Origin of the sequence: Bradyrhizobium sp. Tv2a-2 (genome assembly GCF_000472425.1) — a bacterium.
Lineage (GTDB): Bacteria > Pseudomonadota > Alphaproteobacteria > Rhizobiales > Xanthobacteraceae > Bradyrhizobium.
Genome location: NZ_AXAI01000031.1, coordinates 1 through 17,398, shown reverse-complemented (window position 1 = coordinate 17,398; position 17,398 = coordinate 1). Strand labels below are relative to the sequence as shown.

Annotated in this window: 19 protein-coding genes and 2 pseudogenes; 15 read left to right on the top strand and 6 right to left on the bottom strand. The window is 63.5% G+C overall.

Features of this window, described 5'->3' with window-relative positions:
- Positions 1–159: 159 nt before the first annotated feature.
- Genes A3AI_RS0136865 through A3AI_RS0136855 form a run of 3 tightly spaced genes read left to right on the top strand, consistent with a single transcriptional unit; the run spans position 160 to position 3,270 of the window.
- Complete coding sequence (locus tag A3AI_RS0136865) at positions 160–1,335, top strand: COG1470 family protein (protein WP_024520318.1); 1,176 nt, start codon at positions 160–162, stop codon at positions 1,333–1,335.
- On the top strand, positions 1,332–2,318 hold the full coding sequence (locus tag A3AI_RS0136860) for an ABC transporter ATP-binding protein (protein ID WP_024520317.1): 987 nt from the start codon (positions 1,332–1,334) through the stop codon (positions 2,316–2,318). Before A3AI_RS0136865 ends, A3AI_RS0136860 begins: the two co-directional genes overlap by 4 nt.
- Complete coding sequence (locus tag A3AI_RS0136855; RefSeq protein ID WP_024520316.1) at positions 2,308–3,270, top strand: ABC transporter permease; 963 nt, start codon at positions 2,308–2,310, stop codon at positions 3,268–3,270. Before A3AI_RS0136860 ends, A3AI_RS0136855 begins: the two co-directional genes overlap by 11 nt.
- A gap of 26 nt (positions 3,271–3,296) precedes the next feature.
- Here the strand turns inward: A3AI_RS0136855 and A3AI_RS0136850 are convergent, their stop codons facing one another.
- Both A3AI_RS0136850 and A3AI_RS0136845 read right to left on the bottom strand, forming a co-directional pair.
- Complete coding sequence (locus A3AI_RS0136850; protein WP_024520315.1) at positions 3,297–4,856, bottom strand: ABC transporter permease/substrate-binding protein; 1,560 nt, start codon at positions 4,854–4,856, stop codon at positions 3,297–3,299.
- Positions 4,853–5,644: an ATP-binding cassette domain-containing protein gene (locus tag A3AI_RS0136845; RefSeq protein WP_024520314.1), complete on the bottom strand. Its 792-nt coding sequence runs from the start codon at positions 5,642–5,644 to the stop codon at positions 4,853–4,855. Before A3AI_RS0136845 ends, A3AI_RS0136850 begins: the two co-directional genes overlap by 4 nt.
- A 132-nt stretch (positions 5,645–5,776) precedes the next feature.
- Here A3AI_RS0136845 and A3AI_RS0136840 point away from each other — a divergent pair, with 132 nt between their 5' ends.
- From A3AI_RS0136840 to A3AI_RS0136820, 5 genes are all read left to right on the top strand, one after another.
- Positions 5,777–6,601 carry an ABC transporter ATP-binding protein gene (locus A3AI_RS0136840; protein ID WP_024520313.1) on the top strand — a complete coding sequence of 275 codons (825 nt, stop codon included), beginning with the start codon at positions 5,777–5,779 and terminating at the stop codon, positions 6,599–6,601.
- Positions 6,601–7,389 (top strand): ABC transporter permease, encoded by a 789-nt coding sequence (locus A3AI_RS0136835; protein ID WP_024520312.1) that lies wholly within the window; start codon positions 6,601–6,603, stop codon positions 7,387–7,389. The genes A3AI_RS0136840 and A3AI_RS0136835 overlap by 1 nt, the downstream gene beginning before the upstream one ends.
- A 188-nt stretch (positions 7,390–7,577) precedes the next feature.
- Positions 7,578–8,606 carry an ABC transporter substrate-binding protein gene (locus A3AI_RS0136830; RefSeq protein WP_024520311.1) on the top strand — a complete coding sequence of 343 codons (1,029 nt, stop codon included), beginning with the start codon at positions 7,578–7,580 and terminating at the stop codon, positions 8,604–8,606.
- Positions 8,607–8,610: 4 nt separating this feature from the next.
- Positions 8,611–9,309, top strand: a complete 699-nt coding sequence (locus A3AI_RS0136825; protein WP_024520310.1) for a hypothetical protein — start codon at positions 8,611–8,613, stop codon at positions 9,307–9,309.
- Positions 9,310–9,347: 38 nt separating this feature from the next.
- Positions 9,348–10,298, top strand: a complete 951-nt coding sequence (locus tag A3AI_RS0136820; RefSeq protein WP_024520309.1) for a polyphosphate kinase 2 family protein — start codon at positions 9,348–9,350, stop codon at positions 10,296–10,298.
- A 10-nt stretch (positions 10,299–10,308) separates the two neighbouring features.
- Here A3AI_RS0136820 and A3AI_RS0136815 read toward each other — a convergent pair whose 3' ends face one another.
- On the bottom strand, positions 10,309–11,592 hold the full coding sequence (locus A3AI_RS0136815; protein ID WP_024520308.1) for a multidrug effflux MFS transporter: 1,284 nt from the start codon (positions 11,590–11,592) through the stop codon (positions 10,309–10,311).
- 160 nt (positions 11,593–11,752) lie between these two features.
- On the opposite strand from A3AI_RS0136815, the gene A3AI_RS50055 reads away from it, so the two are divergent.
- Together A3AI_RS50055 and A3AI_RS0136805 are read left to right on the top strand one after the other, a co-directional pair.
- Positions 11,753–11,878, top strand: a complete 126-nt coding sequence (locus A3AI_RS50055; RefSeq protein ID WP_283807312.1) for a hypothetical protein — start codon at positions 11,753–11,755, stop codon at positions 11,876–11,878.
- A gap of 71 nt (positions 11,879–11,949) precedes the next feature.
- Positions 11,950–12,537, top strand: a complete 588-nt coding sequence (locus A3AI_RS0136805) for a CAP domain-containing protein (RefSeq protein WP_156928117.1) — start codon at positions 11,950–11,952, stop codon at positions 12,535–12,537.
- 96 nt (positions 12,538–12,633) lie between these two features.
- Here the strand turns inward: A3AI_RS0136805 and A3AI_RS0136800 are convergent, their stop codons facing one another.
- On the bottom strand, positions 12,634–13,500 hold the full coding sequence (locus A3AI_RS0136800) for a GNAT family N-acetyltransferase (protein WP_024520306.1): 867 nt from the start codon (positions 13,498–13,500) through the stop codon (positions 12,634–12,636).
- A 158-nt stretch (positions 13,501–13,658) separates the two neighbouring features.
- Here A3AI_RS0136800 and A3AI_RS0136795 point away from each other — a divergent pair, with 158 nt between their 5' ends.
- The gene (locus A3AI_RS0136795; protein WP_024520305.1) at positions 13,659–14,237 is read left to right on the top strand and encodes an HdeD family acid-resistance protein; all 579 of its coding nucleotides are present in this window, start codon (positions 13,659–13,661) and stop codon (positions 14,235–14,237) included.
- A gap of 36 nt (positions 14,238–14,273) precedes the next feature.
- Entirely contained in the window at positions 14,274–14,504 is a 231-nt protein-coding gene (locus tag A3AI_RS0136790; RefSeq protein ID WP_024520304.1) for a LapA family protein, read from the top strand.
- Positions 14,505–14,956: 452 nt separating this feature from the next.
- Here A3AI_RS0136790 and A3AI_RS44240 read toward each other — a convergent pair.
- Positions 14,957–15,317 (bottom strand): annotated as a pseudogene (locus A3AI_RS44240) (transposase); the annotation flags it as partial.
- Between the two features lie 235 nt (positions 15,318–15,552).
- Between A3AI_RS44240 and A3AI_RS46755 the strand changes: the two are divergent.
- Positions 15,553–15,798, top strand: a complete 246-nt coding sequence (locus tag A3AI_RS46755; protein ID WP_024520303.1) for a hypothetical protein — start codon at positions 15,553–15,555, stop codon at positions 15,796–15,798.
- 75 nt (positions 15,799–15,873) lie between these two features.
- Entirely contained in the window at positions 15,874–16,452 is a 579-nt protein-coding gene (locus A3AI_RS0136775; RefSeq protein ID WP_024520302.1) for a cysteine dioxygenase family protein, read from the top strand.
- A 208-nt stretch (positions 16,453–16,660) separates the two neighbouring features.
- Here A3AI_RS0136775 and A3AI_RS0136770 read toward each other — a convergent pair whose 3' ends face one another.
- The gene (locus A3AI_RS0136770) at positions 16,661–17,041 is read right to left on the bottom strand and encodes a cupin domain-containing protein (protein WP_024520301.1); all 381 of its coding nucleotides are present in this window, start codon (positions 17,039–17,041) and stop codon (positions 16,661–16,663) included.
- Between the two features lie 184 nt (positions 17,042–17,225).
- On the opposite strand from A3AI_RS0136770, the pseudogene A3AI_RS49610 reads away from it, so the two are divergent.
- A pseudogene (locus tag A3AI_RS49610) lies at positions 17,226–17,398 on the top strand (IS110 family transposase); the annotation flags it as partial.

The following is a 17,398-nucleotide window of genomic DNA, read 5'->3' as shown; positions in this document are numbered from 1 at the left end:
AAAACTAAAGTCTGAGCGCGAAATGCGGGACATTACTCACTTGTAATTGGCGCGCCAAAATTTTTGGCGGGACTGTTGCCGTCTCCCTCGCGCTTGCCGCCACGGCGGCGGCGGCGCGGCACACACACTTTCGACGTGCTCAATCGCAGGAGTGTTGTCATGCGAGCGTCAGCTCTCGCCCCCGTTGCTCTCATCATCTCCACCCTCATGATCGCGCTGCCTGCACGGGCGGCCGACGAGCACGAGCCCAATATCAAGGGCCTCTATCTGATGACCGACTATCCCGCGGTCACGATCAGGCCGGGTACGACGTCGAACATTCCGCTTCGTCTGCAGAATTACGGTCTCGCGCCGGATCGCTATCAGCTCTCGGTCTCGGGTGTGCCGAGCGGCTGGACGGCGACCATCCTCGGCGGCGGCCAGCCGGTCGCGGCTGCAATGCCCGCGCCCGACAAGGATGTCTCGCTGCAGCTGCGGCTCGACGTGCCCGCGGACTCCAAGCTCGAGGGGCAGACGCTGACGATCAAGGCTGAAGGCCAGGGCAACCAGGCGAGCTTGCCGATCCAGGTCGCGCTCGCCAAGGAGCTGCCGGCAAAGCTCTCGGTCAAGGCGCAGCTGCCGTCGCTGCGGGGCAGCCCGAAATCGAATTTCGAATATACGCTCTCCATCAAGAACGATTCGGGACGCGACGTCACGGCGAGCTTCGCGGCGCAGGCACCAGAGAATTTCGAGACTTCGTTCACAGAGGCCTATGGCACGCAGGAGCTGTCGTCGATTCCTGTCCCTGCCGGCCAGTCCAAGGACATCAAGCTGAAGGTGCGGCCGCCGAGCACGATCGATGCCGGCCATTTCCCTGTCAGCGTCACGGTGAAGGCGGAGGATGCCACTGCCAAAACGGACCTCGCGCTCGATGTCGTGGGCGAGCCGCAGCTGCAAGTCGCGGGACGTGACGGGCTGCTGAGCGCCCGCGCGGTCGCATCGCAGCAGACCTCGATCCCGGTCGTGGTGACGAACAGCGGCAGCGCGCCGGCGGAGAACGTCACGCTGTCGGCGAGTTCGCCGAGCGGCTGGAAGGTGACGTTCGAGCCCGCCACCATCGATCGCCTCGTGCCGGGCAAGGACGCCGAGGTGCAGGCGCTGGTGACGCCGTCCGATAAATCGCTGGCCGGCGACTACATGGTTTCGGTGCGTGCCAATTCCCGTGGCGAAAGCGCCTCGAGCCAGTTCCGTATCACCGTCAACACCTCGACCGTCTGGGGCATGGTGGGCGCGGGCGTGATCGGCGTGGCGCTGCTGCTGATGCTGGGTGCTGTCACGAGGTTCGGACGCCGATGAACGATCTCCTCAATGAAGCTCCGCTTGCTCCGCCCAATACCGTGATCGTCGCGGAGTCCTTGAGCAAGCGCTACGGCAGCGCCAGCGCCGTCGACCAGATCAGCTTCAACATCCGGAAAGGCGAGGTGTTCGGCCTGCTCGGTCCCAACGGGGCCGGCAAGACCACCACCATCCTGATGATGCTCGGGCTCACCGAGATTTCAGCAGGCAGCATCAGCGTGCTCGGCTACGACCCGGCGCGCCAGCCGCTGCAGGTGAAGCGGCGCGTCGGCTATCTGCCCGACTCCGTCGGCTTCTACGACCATCTGACCGCGGTGGAAAATCTGACCTACACTGCCAAGCTGATGGGCCTGTCGCTGAATGAGCGGATGCAGCGCATTGCGGATGCGCTCAAGCGCGTGCGGCTCTCCGACGTCGCGCACAAGCGTGTCGCGACCTTCTCGCGCGGCATGCGCCAGCGGCTGGGATTGGCCGAGATCATCGTCAAGAAAGCCGAGATCGCCATCCTTGACGAACCGACCTCCGGCCTCGATCCACAGGCGACGCTGGAATTCCTCGACTTGATCCGCGAATTGAAAGCGGAAGGCGTTACGGTGCTGTTGTCCTCGCACCTGCTCGACCAGGTGCAGCGCATCTGCGATCGCGTGGCACTGTTCCAGTCCGGCCGTATCGTGCTGATGGGCTCGGTCGCCGAGCTCTCGGTGCAGGTGCTCGGCGCGGGCTTCGTGGTCGAGGTCGAGGCGGAAGGCGTCGGCATCGCGCGGCGGCTTGCGACCATTCCCGGCGTCTCCAATGTCGAGACGCTGGCGGAGGACCGCTTCCGCATGACCGCGGAGCGCGACGTCCGCCCGGACGCTGCGCGCGCGGTGGTTGCCGTCAACGGCGCGTTGAAGCGGCTCTCGGTCGACGAGCCGAGCCTCGAGGCGATCTATGCCCGCTATTTCCAGGGCAAAACTCCGGGAGACGTGCGTCATGCGGCGTGAGGGTTCTCCGTTCGAGGGCCTTGGCGCGGTGTTCGCCAAGGAGCTTACCGACAATATTTCCAGCGTGCGCATGCTGGTGCTGGAACTGCTGATCGTGCTCACGGCGCTCGCCGCGCTCTACGGCGCGATCGATAATCTCCGCCAGAACACCGCGGAGGATCCGTTCCTGCTGCTGCGGCTATTCACGCTGTCGAACGCGCCGTTGCCGTCTTTTGTCGCCATCCTCGGCTTCCTCATCCCGCTGATGGCGATCGGGCTCGGCTTTGATTCCGTCAACAGCGAGTTCAACCGGCGCACGCTGTCGCGGCTGCTGGCACAGCCGATCTACCGCGACGCGCTGTTGATGGGGAAATTTCTCGCGGGCCTCGCGACGCTCGCGGTGAGCCTCACCGCGCTGTGGCTGATGGTGATCGGGCTGGGGCTCATCTTCCTCGGCGTGCCGCCGGGCACGGAGGAGATCGGCCGCTCGCTGGTGTTCCTGGTGATCGCGATCGTCTATGCCGGCGTGTGGCTGTCGCTCTCCATGCTGCTGTCGATCGTGTTCCGCTCGCCGGCGACGGCCGCGCTGGTCGCGCTCGGTATCTGGCTGTTCCTCGCCGTGCTGTGGCCGATGCTGGCGCCGGCCTTCGCGCAGATCATTGCGCCGCCCGATCCGCGCTATCTTGCGTTGGGGCTGGAGACGCCTGACACCGGATTGTGGTCGCAGTTCCTGCTGCGCCTCTCGCCGAACGATCTCTTTGGCGAGGCGATGCTGGCGATCCTGTCCCCGACCACGCGCACGCTGGGCGCGGTGTTCCTGGATCAGCTGCGTGGTGCGGTGATGGGCTCGCCCCTGCCGCTCGGTGAAAGCATCATGATTGCCTGGCCGCAGACCGTCGGCCTGATCGCGACAACCATCGTGCTGTTCGTCGCCGGCTACATTCTCTTCCAACGGCAGGAGGTGAGGGCCTAGCGCAGCTTGCATCCCCCAGGCTGTTGCTAGCGTCCTCCGATTCTCTGCCAGAGCCAGCGCGCAACTGATGTGGGCGAAGAGTCCGCATCGTTGCCGCTGGCTCGCAGATTGGCCTCGCGCATGTCAGCGATATCGATCTTGCCGAGCAGCGGCGAAAGCGCCGCCGCGAGTTTCTCATCGTGCGCCCGCTTCGGCGCAAGCAGGATCATTGCGTCGTAAGGCGGGATCGCGTGCTTGGGGTCGTCGAGCACCGCCAGGTCGTATTTGGCGATCAGCCCGTCGCTGGTGTAGCCCGCGATCACGTCGACATCGCCTGAGGCCACCGCCGCATACATAAAATCCGGCTGCATCTGCCGCTGCGTGCGGAAGGTCAGGCCGTAGGCCTTGCGTAGCGCTGCCCATTCCGGTCGCGAGAAGAACTCGTAGTCGCCCGCGATCGACAGCGTCGCTGCATGCTCCGCGAGGTCGGCGATGGAATGGATGCCGAGCGCGTCGGCGCGCTTCTTCGGCATCACCAGCGCATAGGCGTTCTCGAAGCCGAGCGTGCCGAACAGGGTGATGTCGTGCCTTCCCAGCCGCGCCTTCAGATCGGCCAGCAGCTCCGCGCGCGGCTTGACGCCGCTTTCGTGAAACTGGTTCAGCCACAGCGTGCCGGAATAATCGACATAGACGTCGATATCATCCGCCGCGAGCGCCTCGAAGATGACGTTGGTGCCGAGGCCGGCGCGCGTGGTCGCCTGCAAGCCGGACGCGTGCAGGCGGTCGGCGATCAGCGCGGCGAGCACATATTGCTCGGTGAAGGTCTTGGCACCGATCACATAGCTCGACGGCGAGCGCGCGATCGCCGGCGCCAGGGCAGCCGCAACGAGCGCGGCGATGCCGGCGCCGCCGAGTGCGGTGCGCAGTCGCTTGCGGGAGGCGAGCCCGCTTTCAAGCAGCGCGAGCAGCTGATCGACGATCAACGCAAATGCCGCCGCCGCGACGCAGCCGAACAGCACGAACACCCAGTTCTGGGTCTGCAGGCCTGCAAAGATGTAGTTGCCGAGCGAGGTCTGCCCGATCGGCGTCGACAGCGTTGCGGTCCCGATCACCCACACCGCCGCGGTGCGGATCCCCGCCATGATCACCGGCAGCGCCAGCGGCAGCTCGACGGTGAACAGCGACTGCCGCTCCGTCATGCCGACGCCTTTGGCGGCCTCGACCAGCGCGGGATCGATGCCGTTGAGCCCGGTGATGGTGTTGCGCAGCACCGGCAGCATGGAATAGAGCGCGAGCGCCAGCATCGCCGGCAGGAAGCCGAAGGCGGAGAAGTCGAAACCGAACCAGGACAGCGTCACCGACGCCAGCGCCAATAGCAGCGGATAGAACAGCGCCAGCAGCGCAAGTCCCGGTACCGTCTGCACGATGCTTGCGACCGCCAGCAGCGCGCCCCGCATCACCGGGCGGTTGCGCGCGAGGATCGCCAACGGCAGGCTGATGGCAAGCCCAAGCGCAAGTGCTGCGAGGCTGACGCGCAGGTGGTTGCCGAGATAGTCGGGCAAATGGCCGGCGGCCTCGGCAAGGCGCGGATCGGAGAGCAGGCTCATGACGGACCCGCTCCTGGCAGCAGTGCGTTCAGCCGCTCGGCCTGCCGCCGCGGCGTGCGCAACAGCTCCATCACGTAAGGCTCGCGGCTTGCCGACAGCTCCACCGGCGTGCCCAGCGCCAGCATCTTGCCGGCGTGCATCACCGCGATGCGGTCGGCCAGCAGAAGTGCCTCCGTCATGTCATGGGTGATCATGACCGTGGTCAGCGCGAGCTTGCTGTGCAGGGCGCGATAATCCTCCCCGAGCGCATCGCGGGTCAGCGGATCGAGCGCGCCGAACGGCTCGTCCATCAGCACGATGCGCGGTTTGGCGGCCAACGCCCGGGCCACGCCCACGCGCTGGCGCTGCCCGCCGGAGAGCTCGTGCGGCAGGCGGTCGCGGTAGGCGCCGCCGTCGAGCCGCACCAGCGCCAGCAGCTCGTCGACACGCGCGGCGATCTCGCGCGCCGGCGTGCCGAGCAGCTTGGGCGTGATGCCGATATTGTCGCCGACGCTCATGTGCGGAAACAGTGCGCCGCTCTGGAACACATAGCCGGTGCGGCGACGCAGGGTGACCGGATCGACCGCGCGTATGTCGGCGCCTTCCACCATGACGGTGCCATCGTCCGCATCGATCAGCCGATTGGCGAGCCGCAGCAGCGTGCTCTTGCCCGAGCCGGAGCCGCCGACAATGGCCAGGAATTCGCCTGCGGCAACGTCGAGCGAAACGTCATTGACGGCGGTCACAGCCGAGGCAGCCTCGCCAAAACGCTTGCTCACATGGGCATAACTGATCAACGCTATGGTCATTCGGTCTCGACTTCGTGATATCCGGGGCTCGAGGGGAGGGGGCAGGAACGGCCCTTGGTAGCATGCCGCGGCCCTTGATTGAACTTGTCCGCGCAAGCAGCTAAGGCATTCGTCCGATTGGGGAGGCATGCGGTGAACGAAAAGGCGCCAACAGCAGTCGCGCTTGATGACGCGACAGTGGCTTTCAGGCTCGGCGACGGACGGGTCTACACCGCGGTCGAAAAGGCCAATCTTGCGGTCGCGCCCGGCGAGTTCGTTGCGATTGTTGGCCCGACCGGGTGCGGGAAGTCGACCCTGCTCAACGTCGCCGCGGGGTTGTTGAAGCCGGCCGGCGGCAACGTGCGGATTTTCGACCGCGCGCTGCCTGGTCTCAACCGTGATGCCGGCTACCTGTTCCAGGCCGATGCGCTGTTTCCGTGGAAGACCGCGCTCGACAATGTCGCGATTGGGCTTGAGATCGCGGGCACGCCGCGCAGCGAGGCCGTGAGGCGCGCGCGTGAGTGGCTGGCGTCGGTGGGGCTTGCCCATTTCGGCAGCCGCTATCCGCACATGCTCTCCGGCGGCCAGCGCAAGCGCGTCGGACTTGCGCAGGTCCTGATTCGCAATCCGAAAATCCTGCTGATGGACGAGCCGTTCGGCCCGCTCGACGCGCAGACCCGCCAGGTGATGGGCAATCTGCTGCTGGATCTCTGGAACGCCGACCGCAAGGCGGTGCTGTTCGTCACCCATGATCTGGAAGAGGCGATCGCACTCGCCGACCGCGTCGTCATCATGTCGGCGGGCCCGGGCGCCCGCATCATCGGCGACTGGAAGGTGACGCTTTCCCGCCCGCGCGACATTTTCGAGACGCGGATGAAGCCGGAATTCCATGACCTCCACAAGGAGATCTGGAGCGTGCTCAAGGGTGAGGTCATGAAGGGCTACGCGCAGTCGGCGCAAGCGGCGGAGGCGGTGTGATGTCGCGGCTGTCGCTGCTCGCGCTGCAATTGCTCGTCGCCGTCGTCGTGCTGGTGCTGTGGCAGCTCTTCGCTACCGTGCCGGTGTTTGGGAAAATCATTCTGCCGCCGTTCTTCTTCTCCAATCCCGTCGACGTGTTCGCGCAGATCGTAAAATGGTTCGCAAGTGGTGTGATCTGGAAGCACCTTGCGATCACGCTGTGGGAATCGATCCTGGCCTTCGTGATCGGCTCGGCTGGCGGCGTTCTGGTCGGCTTCTGGTTCGCGCGCCAGCCGACCGTCGCCGCGGTGTTCGACCCCTATGTGAAGATGACCAACGCGCTGCCGCGGGTGGTGCTGGCGCCGATCTTCACGCTGTGGCTCGGTTTGGGCATCTGGTCGAAGGTCGCGCTCGGGGTGACGCTGGTCTTTTTCATCGTGTTCTTTAACGTCTATCAGGGGGTCAAGGAAGTCAGCCTCACCGTGCTCAATAACGGCCGCATGCTCGGCATGAGCGAACGGCAGTTGATGCGGCATGTCTATTGGCCCTCCGCGCTGTCCTGGATGTTCTCCTCGCTGCACACATCCGTCGGCTTTGCCGTGGTCGGGGCCGTCGTCGGCGAATATCTCGGTTCCGCAGCCGGGCTCGGCTATCTGATCCAGCAGGCCGAAGGCGTGTTCGACGTCGCCGGCGTCTTCGCCGGCATGTTCGTGCTGTCGGTGTTCGTGATCCTGATCGACATCGGCGTGACGCTGGTCGAGCGCAGGCTTCTGGTCTGGCACCCGGCGCCGGCAGATGGGAGAGGATGACGTCTCCTCCGTCATTCCGGGGCGCGTCGCAGAGGCGAACCCGGAATCTCGAGATTCCGGGTTCGATGCTGCGCATCGCCCCGGAATGACCGTGGGACAATTAACGACCGAGAGAGCACGACGGAAGGCGGTCTTTGCAAGCCACCCCCGCTGCTCTATCTTTCGCACCAGCCCGAATGGAGGAAACAATGACTGACATCCTTGGCCGCATCGCCGCCGCGCTGTTTGCGCTCGTGCTGGCGTCGCCGCTGGCCGCGGCCGAAACCAGGATCACCATCGCCGTCGGCGGCGGGGCCTGCCTGTGCTACCTGCCGACGGTGCTGGCAAAACAGCTCGGCGAGTTCGACAAGGCCGGGCTCAGTGTCGATCTCGTCGACCTCAAGGGCGGCTCGGATGCGCTCAAAGCCGTGCTCGGCGGCAGCGCGGATGTCGTGTCTGGATACTTCGACCATTGCGTCAACCTCGCCGCCAAGAAGCAGGAGCTCAAGGCGTTCGTGGTCTATGACCGCTATCCGGGCCTGGTGCTGGTGGTTTCGCCCTCGCATGCCAAGGAGATCAACTCGGTGAAGGATCTCGCCGGCAAGAAGGTCGGCGTCAGCGCGCCGGGCTCCTCGACCGATTTCTTCCTGAAATATCTCCTGAAGAAAAACGGCCTCGATCCCACCAGCGCGGCCGTGATCGGCGTCGGCCTTGGCGCCACCGCGGTTGCCGCCATGGAGCAGGGCCAGATCGATGCTGCCGTGATGCTCGATCCCTCCGTCACCGTGCTGCAGGGCGCGCATCCGGACCTGAAGATCCTCGCCGACACCCGCACGCAAAAGGATACGCTGGCGACCTTCGGCGGCGAATATCCGGGTGGTGCGCTCTATGCCACCGCAAGCTGGGTCGCCTCGCATGAGAAGGAAACGCAGGCGCTCACCAATGCGATTCTGTCGACGCTCGCCTGGATCCATTCGCATACGCCTGAGGACATCATGGCCAAGATGCCCGAGGAGATGGTCGGCAAGGACAAGGCGCTTTATCTTGCCGCGCTGAAGAACACCATTCCGATGTATTCGGAGACCGGCAAGATGGACCCGAAGGGCGCGGATGCCGTGCTTGCGGTGTTCAGCGAGGGCTCGCCGGAAGTGGCAAAAGCCAATATCGACGTCAGCAAGACTTACACCAATACGTTCGTCGAGCAGGCCAAGAAGACGACGGGACTGAACGCGAAATAGCGGTATGACGCCTGCGCGTATTCACCGCGTCGAGACGCTGGACCTGATCGTCGAGCCCTTCGCTTGGCCCTTTGCGCAAACGCGCCGGGACGAGATCGCGGCGCATTTTGCCGAGAAGCAGCGGGAGAGGCCGAAGCTGTGGAACGGCCGCATCCTGCTCGGCCGCGCGCCGTCCTTTGACGGCACGCATTTTTCCGCAACCTATTTCGAGACCGATTTCGCCGACATGCTGGCCTGGCGCGACTGGGGCTTTCCCGATCGCGAGGTCTTCAACGGCTTCGGCATGGGCGCGCTGCGCTGTTCCGACGGCGCCTTCGTGCTCGGCGAGATGGGCGCGGACACCTCCAACGCCGGCCGCATCTATTTTCCCGCCGGCACGCCCGACCGCGACGATGTCTTTGGCGACCGGCTCGATATTGCCGGCAGCGTCGCGCGGGAGATCGAGGAGGAGACGGGGCTGTCGCCCGCGGACTATCGTGCCGCAGCGCACTGGGATTGCGTCGTCAGCGGTCCCGCGATTGCGCTGATGCGCACGCTGCAACTCGACATGCCGGGCGAGGAGGCGCGCGCGAGGATCGAGGCGAACCTCGCTAGTCAGGACCATCCGGAACTTGCTGCCGTGCATCTCGTTCGATCAAGGGGCGACTTCAAAAGCAGCATGCCGATGTTCGTCACGGCATTTCTGGAGATGCAGTTCGGCTGAGTCGTCATTCGTGTTGTAAAAAGCCCGGACCCCAGCGCATGCCCAAAGCCCATTCCCGCTCCACCGCCGCCGAACTCGACCGTTTCATCTCGCCCTACCGGATCGACGGCTCGGCGCGATTTCATCTCAGATCGCAGAAGACCGACGGGAAGGGCGGCCTCGACAAGGACGAGGCGGAAAAGATCCTGGAGGCGAACCGCAAGCGCCTTGCTGACTATCAGGAAAGGCTCTACGCGCAGGACCGCTGGTCGGTCCTGGTCATCCTGCAGGGCATGGACGCCGCAGGAAAGGACTCGACCATCAAGCACATCTTCGAAGACGTCAACCCGCAGGGCTGCGAGGTGACCTCCTTCAAGCAGCCGACCTCTCATGAGCTTGATCATGACTTCATGTGGCGCAGCACGATCGCGCTGCCGAGGCGCGGCATGATCGGTATCTTCAATCGCTCCTATTACGAGGAGTGCCTGGTCACGCGGGTACACCCCGAGGTGCTCGCGGCGGAGAAGCTGCCGCCGAAGCTCGCCACGAAGAACATCTGGCGCGAGCGCTTCGAGGACATCGCGGCGTTCGAGCGCTATCTGTCCCGCAACGGCACCGTGATCCTGAAATTCTTCCTCAACATCTCCAAGGAGGAGCAGCGGCAGCGCTTTCTCGATCGGCTGGAGGTGCCGTCAAAGCTCTGGAAGTTCTCCATGAGCGATGTTCACGAGCGCGCCTGGTGGGACCGCTATCAGGCGGTCTACCAGGACATCCTGCGCCACACCTCCACGCCGACAGCGCCCTGGCATGTGGTGCCAGCCGACCACAAATGGTTCGCGCGGGTGGTGATCGGCTCGACCATCGTGAAAGCGCTCGACGCGCTCGACCTGAGATTCCCGCGCGCCGACAAGGCCTCGCTGAAGGAATTCGCGAAGGTGCGCAAGGCGCTGGAGGCGGAAGGCAAGCGCGGGGCGAAGAGATTGGCGCGGCGGAAGGTGGCCGCCAAATAGGGCTACGTGACTACCCGTTCTTCACTCCGTTCTTTACTTGGGCGTGCGGCTTGAACAGCCGTCCCTTCTCCGTGATCGCCACCACCACGAGCGTCGCCAGCGTGCAGAGCAGGAAGCCGATCGAAAACGGCATCAACGTGCCATCATAGGCCTGGCCGATGGTGGTGCCGATACCGATGCCGAGCAGCGTCGTGATCGAGCCGTAGAGCGAGGAGGCCGTGCCCGCGATGCGGCCCTGCGGCTCCATGGCGAGCGCGGTGAAATTCGCCGTCATCAGCCCGAAGAAGAACATCATCAGCGCCGACAGCGCCATGAACAGCGGAAAGGGCACCGCATTGGCTTGCTCGGCCACGAACAGGGTCGCCGCCACGGCGATATAGCCAATCAGCGCACTGTGCGAGATCACGCGCATGCCGAGCCGCCCGACAAGCCTGGCATTGAGGAAGCCGGCCACGGCGACGCCGACGGCAATGCCGGCAAAGGCGAGCGGGAAATAGTGACCGAGCTTGTAGATGCCGGTGAACACCTGCTGCGCGCAGAACACGAAAGCAAACAGCGCGCCCATGACGCCGCCTGCGGCGATCGCATAGCCCAGGGTCTGGCGGTTGGTCACGGTCTGACGATAGGCATCGAGCACGTCAGGGATCGAAAACGCCTTGCGCTCGGGCCTGGGCAGCGTCTCCGGCAGCCGCAGCCAGGTCCAGACCAGCGCCACGATGCCGTAGACCATGAGCACCACGAAGATGCCGCGCCAATGCGTCAGCGCCATCACCGCCTGGCCGAACGAGGGCGCCACCACGGGCACCGCGATGAACACCATCATCGCAAGCGACACCACGCTCGCCATGCGGCGGCCGGCGTAGCAGTCGCGCACCACGGATGTCGCGATCACCCGTGTCGCCGAGGTGCCGAGCCCTTCCAGCGCCCGCGCCAGCAGCAGCGTTTCGAACGAGGGCGCCGCGATCGCCAGCACGCTCGCAATGGCATAGAGCACCATGCCGCCGAGCAGCACCGGCCGGCGGCCAAAGCTGTCTGAAAGCGGACCGATGACGAATTGTCCGACGCCGAAGCCGATCAGGAACGCCGACAGCACCGCCTGCAGGCGGTTCGCCACGTCGATGTGGAAGGCGGAACCGATGTTCGGCAGCGCAGGCAGCATCATGTCCATGGCCAGCGGATTCAGCGCCATGATCGTTGCGATCACGACGACGAATTCGGCGAAGCCCATGGGGAGGTGCCTCGAGGCCTCTTTCGCAGAGGACTCAACCGAGGCATTGGCATTGATATCGGCCAAAGGGAAAGAACTTCCGTAATTTAAAGTTTGAATCTCAGCGTAATTTAGTCTTCATGCTGCGCCGCACAAGCGTTGTTTCGGGATGGCAGGGTCGGCGGCCATGGCGAGTGTGGGCAGAGGTGGTTGCCTCTTCGGCGCGGTGTAGGGCAGGAAGCGCTCATTGAATGGGCAGATCGAAAGTCCGGGGCCGATGCAGACCTACAAGATCGTTGTGTTCGTGCCGGAAGCCGGCGCCGAGCGCGTGCGCGCCGCGATCGATATCTATCCGCTGGCGGCGGTTGAATAGGCCTGCGGCCATCAAAAGGCCGGTTTTGGGCCGCCAAAAGGCACATGATCGTATCGGGGCGCCCGGGGGCGATGATCATTCGAATCATAGCATTGTTGGTTGCAGTGTCCGCGCTGGCGCTGTCCGTTGATCCGGCCCGCGCCGCGGAGGCGACGGCTGCGCAATTGATCTCGGGCTTCCGCCATAACCACGGCGAAGGCACCGTGACGATCGATCCGACGCTCAACCGCATTGCCCTCGAGCAGGCGAGAGCGATGGCCGGCAGGAACACGCTCGATCACAGCGTGCTGGGCTCGTTCTCGTCGCGGATCGCGCCGTCGCGCGCCGGCCGCGCCGCCGAGAACATCGCTTACGGCTACGATACGTTCCCGAAGACCCTCGATCAGTGGATCAATTCCAGCGAGCACCGCAAGAACCTCCTGCTCCACAACGCCTCCCGCGTCGGCATCGCCAGCGCCAAGGACGCCTCTGGCAAGCGCACCTATTGGGCCATGGAGATTGCCGGCGATTATGAGGAGAACAAGCCGAAGTCGCCGAAGGGCCGCAAGGAGAAGGAGCCGATGGTCGCGGTGAAGCGCGAAGTCGTGGTCAAACGCGAAGCCCGCGCGGCGCCCGCGGCCTCCGAGTGCCACGTCAAGCTGTTGAGCCTGTGTTTCTGACGAGGCGTTGAGCTGCTTCGTACGGACGCGTAGATGGGGTGAGCGGAGCGATACCCGGGGAGTCCCGCATGTTGCTTTCGCTCATGCGGCACACAGCTAACCCAACTCGAAGGTCGTGACGCCGAACACCTTCTCCAGGCGCAGTTTCGGGATTGCACCCGTATACATGCGGGCGGTCTCGAACACTGGCGACAGCCCCAGGCTCTGCGCCAAGGCGATCGCGTCGGGGTTGACGCCGGGTACATCAAGAAAAATCTCGCCGCCGGTCAGTCTTGCCAGCAAGGCTGCCAAAATTGTCTCGGCCGTAGCCCGGTCCTCGGCGACCAAAGGGCCGATCTTGTGGCCCTTGCGGCAGGGCCGGATCACGCCCCAGCCGACAAGCCGGCCGTCACGCATCAGCGCGCAACCAACGTGCCCGGGCACGTCGATCCACGCCCGCAGGAACGCGCCCCGGGGTGCCGGAAACACCGTCGCGTCGTCGGCCTCGATGGTCGCGAACGGGACATCCGTCAGTGCAATCACCTCGGCCCGCGGCGTGCTCGTTGACGTGACCGTGCCGCCGTAGCGCACGTTCGGATAAGCGAAGTTGAAGCCGGATTTCCGGTAGTTCTCCTGCTGCGCCACCACGCCGTCGAGGCCGATCACGCGCGATCCGGCATGTGCGACGGCCGCATTCCATATCTGCAATCCGAAGCCGCGGCCGCGCAGGTCCGGACGCACGATGTAGAAGCCAAGAAATGCAAAGCGGTCGTTGTAATTGATGCAGGAGACCGTTGCGGCGGGTACCCCGTCGACTTCGCCCAGGAAGAAGCCTTCCGGATCGGGAACTGCAAAGCAGGCGGCATCGGAAAGACCGGGGTTCCAGCCTTCGGTCGCGGCCCAATCCACTGCCAGGGCAACCTCTTCCGGTCGCATGGTGCGGATCGAGAGGCCATTGGCGGCCGACAGAGCGGATGGCGGCATGAGCCGGTGTCCCGAAGATCGTTCGTTGCGGGCAAACGATACAATTTATCCAAAATAGAATGAAGCGGTCCTGCAATACCTGTTGTCTGCCGCGTCCCGCCTTCGCTATCCTAGCGTGGTCTCCCGCAAGACCTCACGATTCGGACCGGAGGACTGCCATGACAAATCTCTCCAACACGATGCCAGGCTCACCTGCCCATGATATGGCGCCGCTGCGTGCCGGTTCGGGCTGGATCATCGCGCTCGGCGTCGTCTATGTCATTGCCGGCTTCATTGCGCTCGGCAGCGTGGTGATGGCGACGGTGGCAAGCGTCTTCGTTGTCGGCGTGATGATGATCATCGCCGGCGTCGCCGAAGTCTTCAACGCCTTCCAGATCAAGACCTGGGGCAAGTTCCTGGTCTGGGCGCTGCTCGGCGTCCTCTACATCATCGCGGGTTTTTTCGCCTTCGAAAATCCGCTGCTCGCAGCCGCCGTGCTGACGCTCGTGCTCGGCGCCTCGCTGGTCGCCTCGGGCCTGGTGCGGATCTTTCTCGCCTTCAGCATGAAGCGCGAATCGCCGTGGATCTGGGTGGCGCTGTCAGGCGTCATCACGCTCCTGCTCGGCGGAATCATTCTGGCGCACTGGCCCGTCAGCAGCGTCTATACGCTCGGGATTTTCCTGGGCATCGACCTGATCTTCGCGGGCGCGAGCTGGATCGGACTTGGCTTCGGATTGCGCCGGGCGGCGACTGCCTGACGCAATCCGCGCGTTGTCGGCAGCAGGAGGCGGCGGATGCGCTGGATCTATCTTGCGGCGATCGTGCTGTTTGCGCTGGCAACGCTCATCTTCGCCATGCAGAACCTCGAGGTCGTGACCATGTCGCTGCTTCGCTTCGAGGTCCGTGCCCCGCTCGCGCTGTTGACGATCGTTGTCTACCTGCTCGGCGCGGTCACCGGCGGCAGCCTGTTTGCGCTGCTGCGCCGGTCCTATCGGGGCGCACGCGGGAGCGGCAACGCGTCGTGAGGCGCTGCGATGGCGTCTGCACCTCCAGGACAGATGACTGCCGATGTGAAAGTGGCGGCCCCTGGTGCCGCTTCTCGGCACCTCGTGCGCTACGCTGCTCGCCGTTCGGAGCTGATGGTTCATCCTGGTCAACAATCCACGGTGTAAACTGCGGAGTCGGTACCTGCCAGCGTTGCTCGAATGACGGCTCGGGCGTGATCGCAAGGGTCCGTACCATAGTCGGCGTGGCGAACAGCTCGCTAGCAGCGGGGGGCGGTGCGGCATTTTGAACTGGCCGCAGCGCTACACCGGCCCCCATGAACGCGCACCAAAAGACGCCGGACGCGATTACAAGCCTGATTGGGAAAAATCGCTGCGGCAATGGACGAATCGCGCGGTTGATTGTCGCCAAGAAGCACAACGGCTCGCCTGGGATCAACCAGACAGGCCGCAACAGTGCAAATATTTTTGAGCTAGGGCGCGGACTCATTAGCACGTAGCCAAATGCGGACGGATTCGAGCTTGACGAACGCTAGGCAGTTAGCTGCCAGCTTGTTTGTCATATCGGGTTGCGACACGCCGACGTTGCTTGATCTTGTTGAAGAACCGCTCGATCAAGTTGCGCGCGCGGTACAGGTAAGGGCTGAAGTAGATAGGGTCTTTGCGATTGCACTTCGGCGGGATGATGGCCGATGCGCCTTGCTGGCGGGCCAATTTCCTGATCCAGTCTGCGTCGTATCCGCGATCCGCGAGTAACATCGTTTTTGGAAGGAATGTGCCGAGGAGAACCGAATACAGCCGATTGTCGTGCGCCTCACCCGGCGTGAGGGCAAGAACCGATGCCTTCAATCAGCAAAAACCGGACAATCGGCATTTCCGAGATTGCCCCCTTACCGGACATGCTGCGGACATGCCAAAATCGATGCAAAAGACCCTGAGCGGACGCTGGTTTGATTGACCGGTCGCCATGCATCTCGCAACGCAAAATGCCAAATATGCAGATTGAAGCGCATGGCTGACGAATCGCAGGTGATGTAGATTTTTGGTCACAGCGGTCCCGGAGTTGCGAATGCCGATCAAGCCGCCGCCTCCTGTTGCTTGCTACGGGGACCTGGAACGTGGTCGACAGATCGCGTGTTCATGGAAGCTTTTGGAACATCTCTCGCCTGCTGATGCACAGTTTGTTGCAAGGGCAATCGCCCAGGGCATCGCGGAGGGACGCCGGCACGGACTGGAGATCGCGCAAGGACGCCATGAATGGTCGCGCGACAACGAATCGAACGGACGAGAAGCAACCGCAGAGCAGGAAGTTTAAGCCAAGAGAGGTCGCGCACACATTGAGCCGCCGGGCGATCCGGTTAACGGCATTGGTCTCTAATAGGAGATTGGTATGTTTGAAACCGCGCAATTCATCGCCGACTGCCGCGCAGCTTCGGCGGCGGACCCAACCCACAAGGCGGTTCGTGAGGTCCTTGCACGCGCTCTGTCCGAACCGGCGGCAGTCCTCAGAGGGCTCGGCGAGCCGGAGCGCCCCGAGAGTCGCAAGCTCTTCCATTCGGACGCGCTTACAATCCTCAACGTCGTCTGGGCGCCCGGCATGATGGTGATGCCTCACGATCACCGGATGTGGGCCGTGATCGGCGTTTACTCAGGTCGAGAAGACAATATCTTCTGGCGACGCATTCCAAGCACTCCAAACAAAGTCGAGGCCGCTGGTGCGAAGGCTCTCTGCGAAGGCGACGCCGTGGCATTCGACTCCGACATTATCCACTCGGTCATCAACCCGATTGATCGGCTGACCGGCGCAATCCACATTTACGGCGGCGATTTTTTTGCCGCTGAGCGCAGCGAATGGGACTCGCTGACCCTTCACGAGCACCCCTTGGACCGTGAGCAGAGGCGACGCCTATTTGAGGAAGCCAATGCTCGTTACGAAGCGAGTCAACGGCACCTCGCCGGCCTACGTTGAGTTTATCCAAACTGAACCGACGGTTGCCCGCTGCTGGCCCACACCGGCGAACTCCGGCGATCAACCGAATGTCGGCTTTCAGGGGGTGGAGCGGAAAAGCCGGCAACGCGGCGCAACCGACGCTGATGACCCGAAGCAGTCATAGACGTTACGTGCTGCAATCGACCGAATGCGCTCGAAAGCGAAATTCCGCTTCGTACATCGCCAATCAGTTCGCCGGGGTCGCCAGCGGTTTGCCTCTTTCTATTACCCAAGTATCGACCAGCTTGGTACCGGATACTGAGCAAGCATCATGTATCGTCATAGGCTGCGTTTCGAATGAGTCGCCAGCCTTGAGTTTTTGTTCAGGTTTTCCGTCCACCTTAAGGACGAAGTCACCCTCGATGACGTAGCCACTGTCTATTCCCGGATGAGTGTGGCGGCCTGCACAAGTTGCGGCAGGGAGTTCTACTACCGCAGTTACGGTCGTGTAGCCCTCGGGAAAATCAATTGAGTGAAGAACGGTACGCTTGATGCCAGCCTGTTGTGCGAGGGCTGATCCCGCAATGACCTGCAGTGTTACACACGCGAGGGCGAGCGCCTTGATCATCAGTTTTTCCTCCTGGTTGGCGTGCAATTGCGCCGAGGCACTGGATACAAAGTGATTACTATACTGGTCGCTTTTCCTGTGCAGGGCAATCACCGCTTGTGATGCTGTGGACGGCTCCTCCACCGGCGCGAGAGCGCCAAGGAGTGGGTGCCGATTGAGGCTCCACGATTCGGAGGAGCAGCCTATGCAGTCAATTTCGACGATCGGTCTGGATATCGCAAAGTCGGTCTTTCAAGTACACGGCGTTGATGCAGCCGGCCAGGTCGTTTTGCGCCGTCAGTTGCGGCGCCGACACATCTTGGCATTTTTCCAGAAACTGCCGCCGTGCATGGTCGGCATTGAGGCTTGCGCGTCATC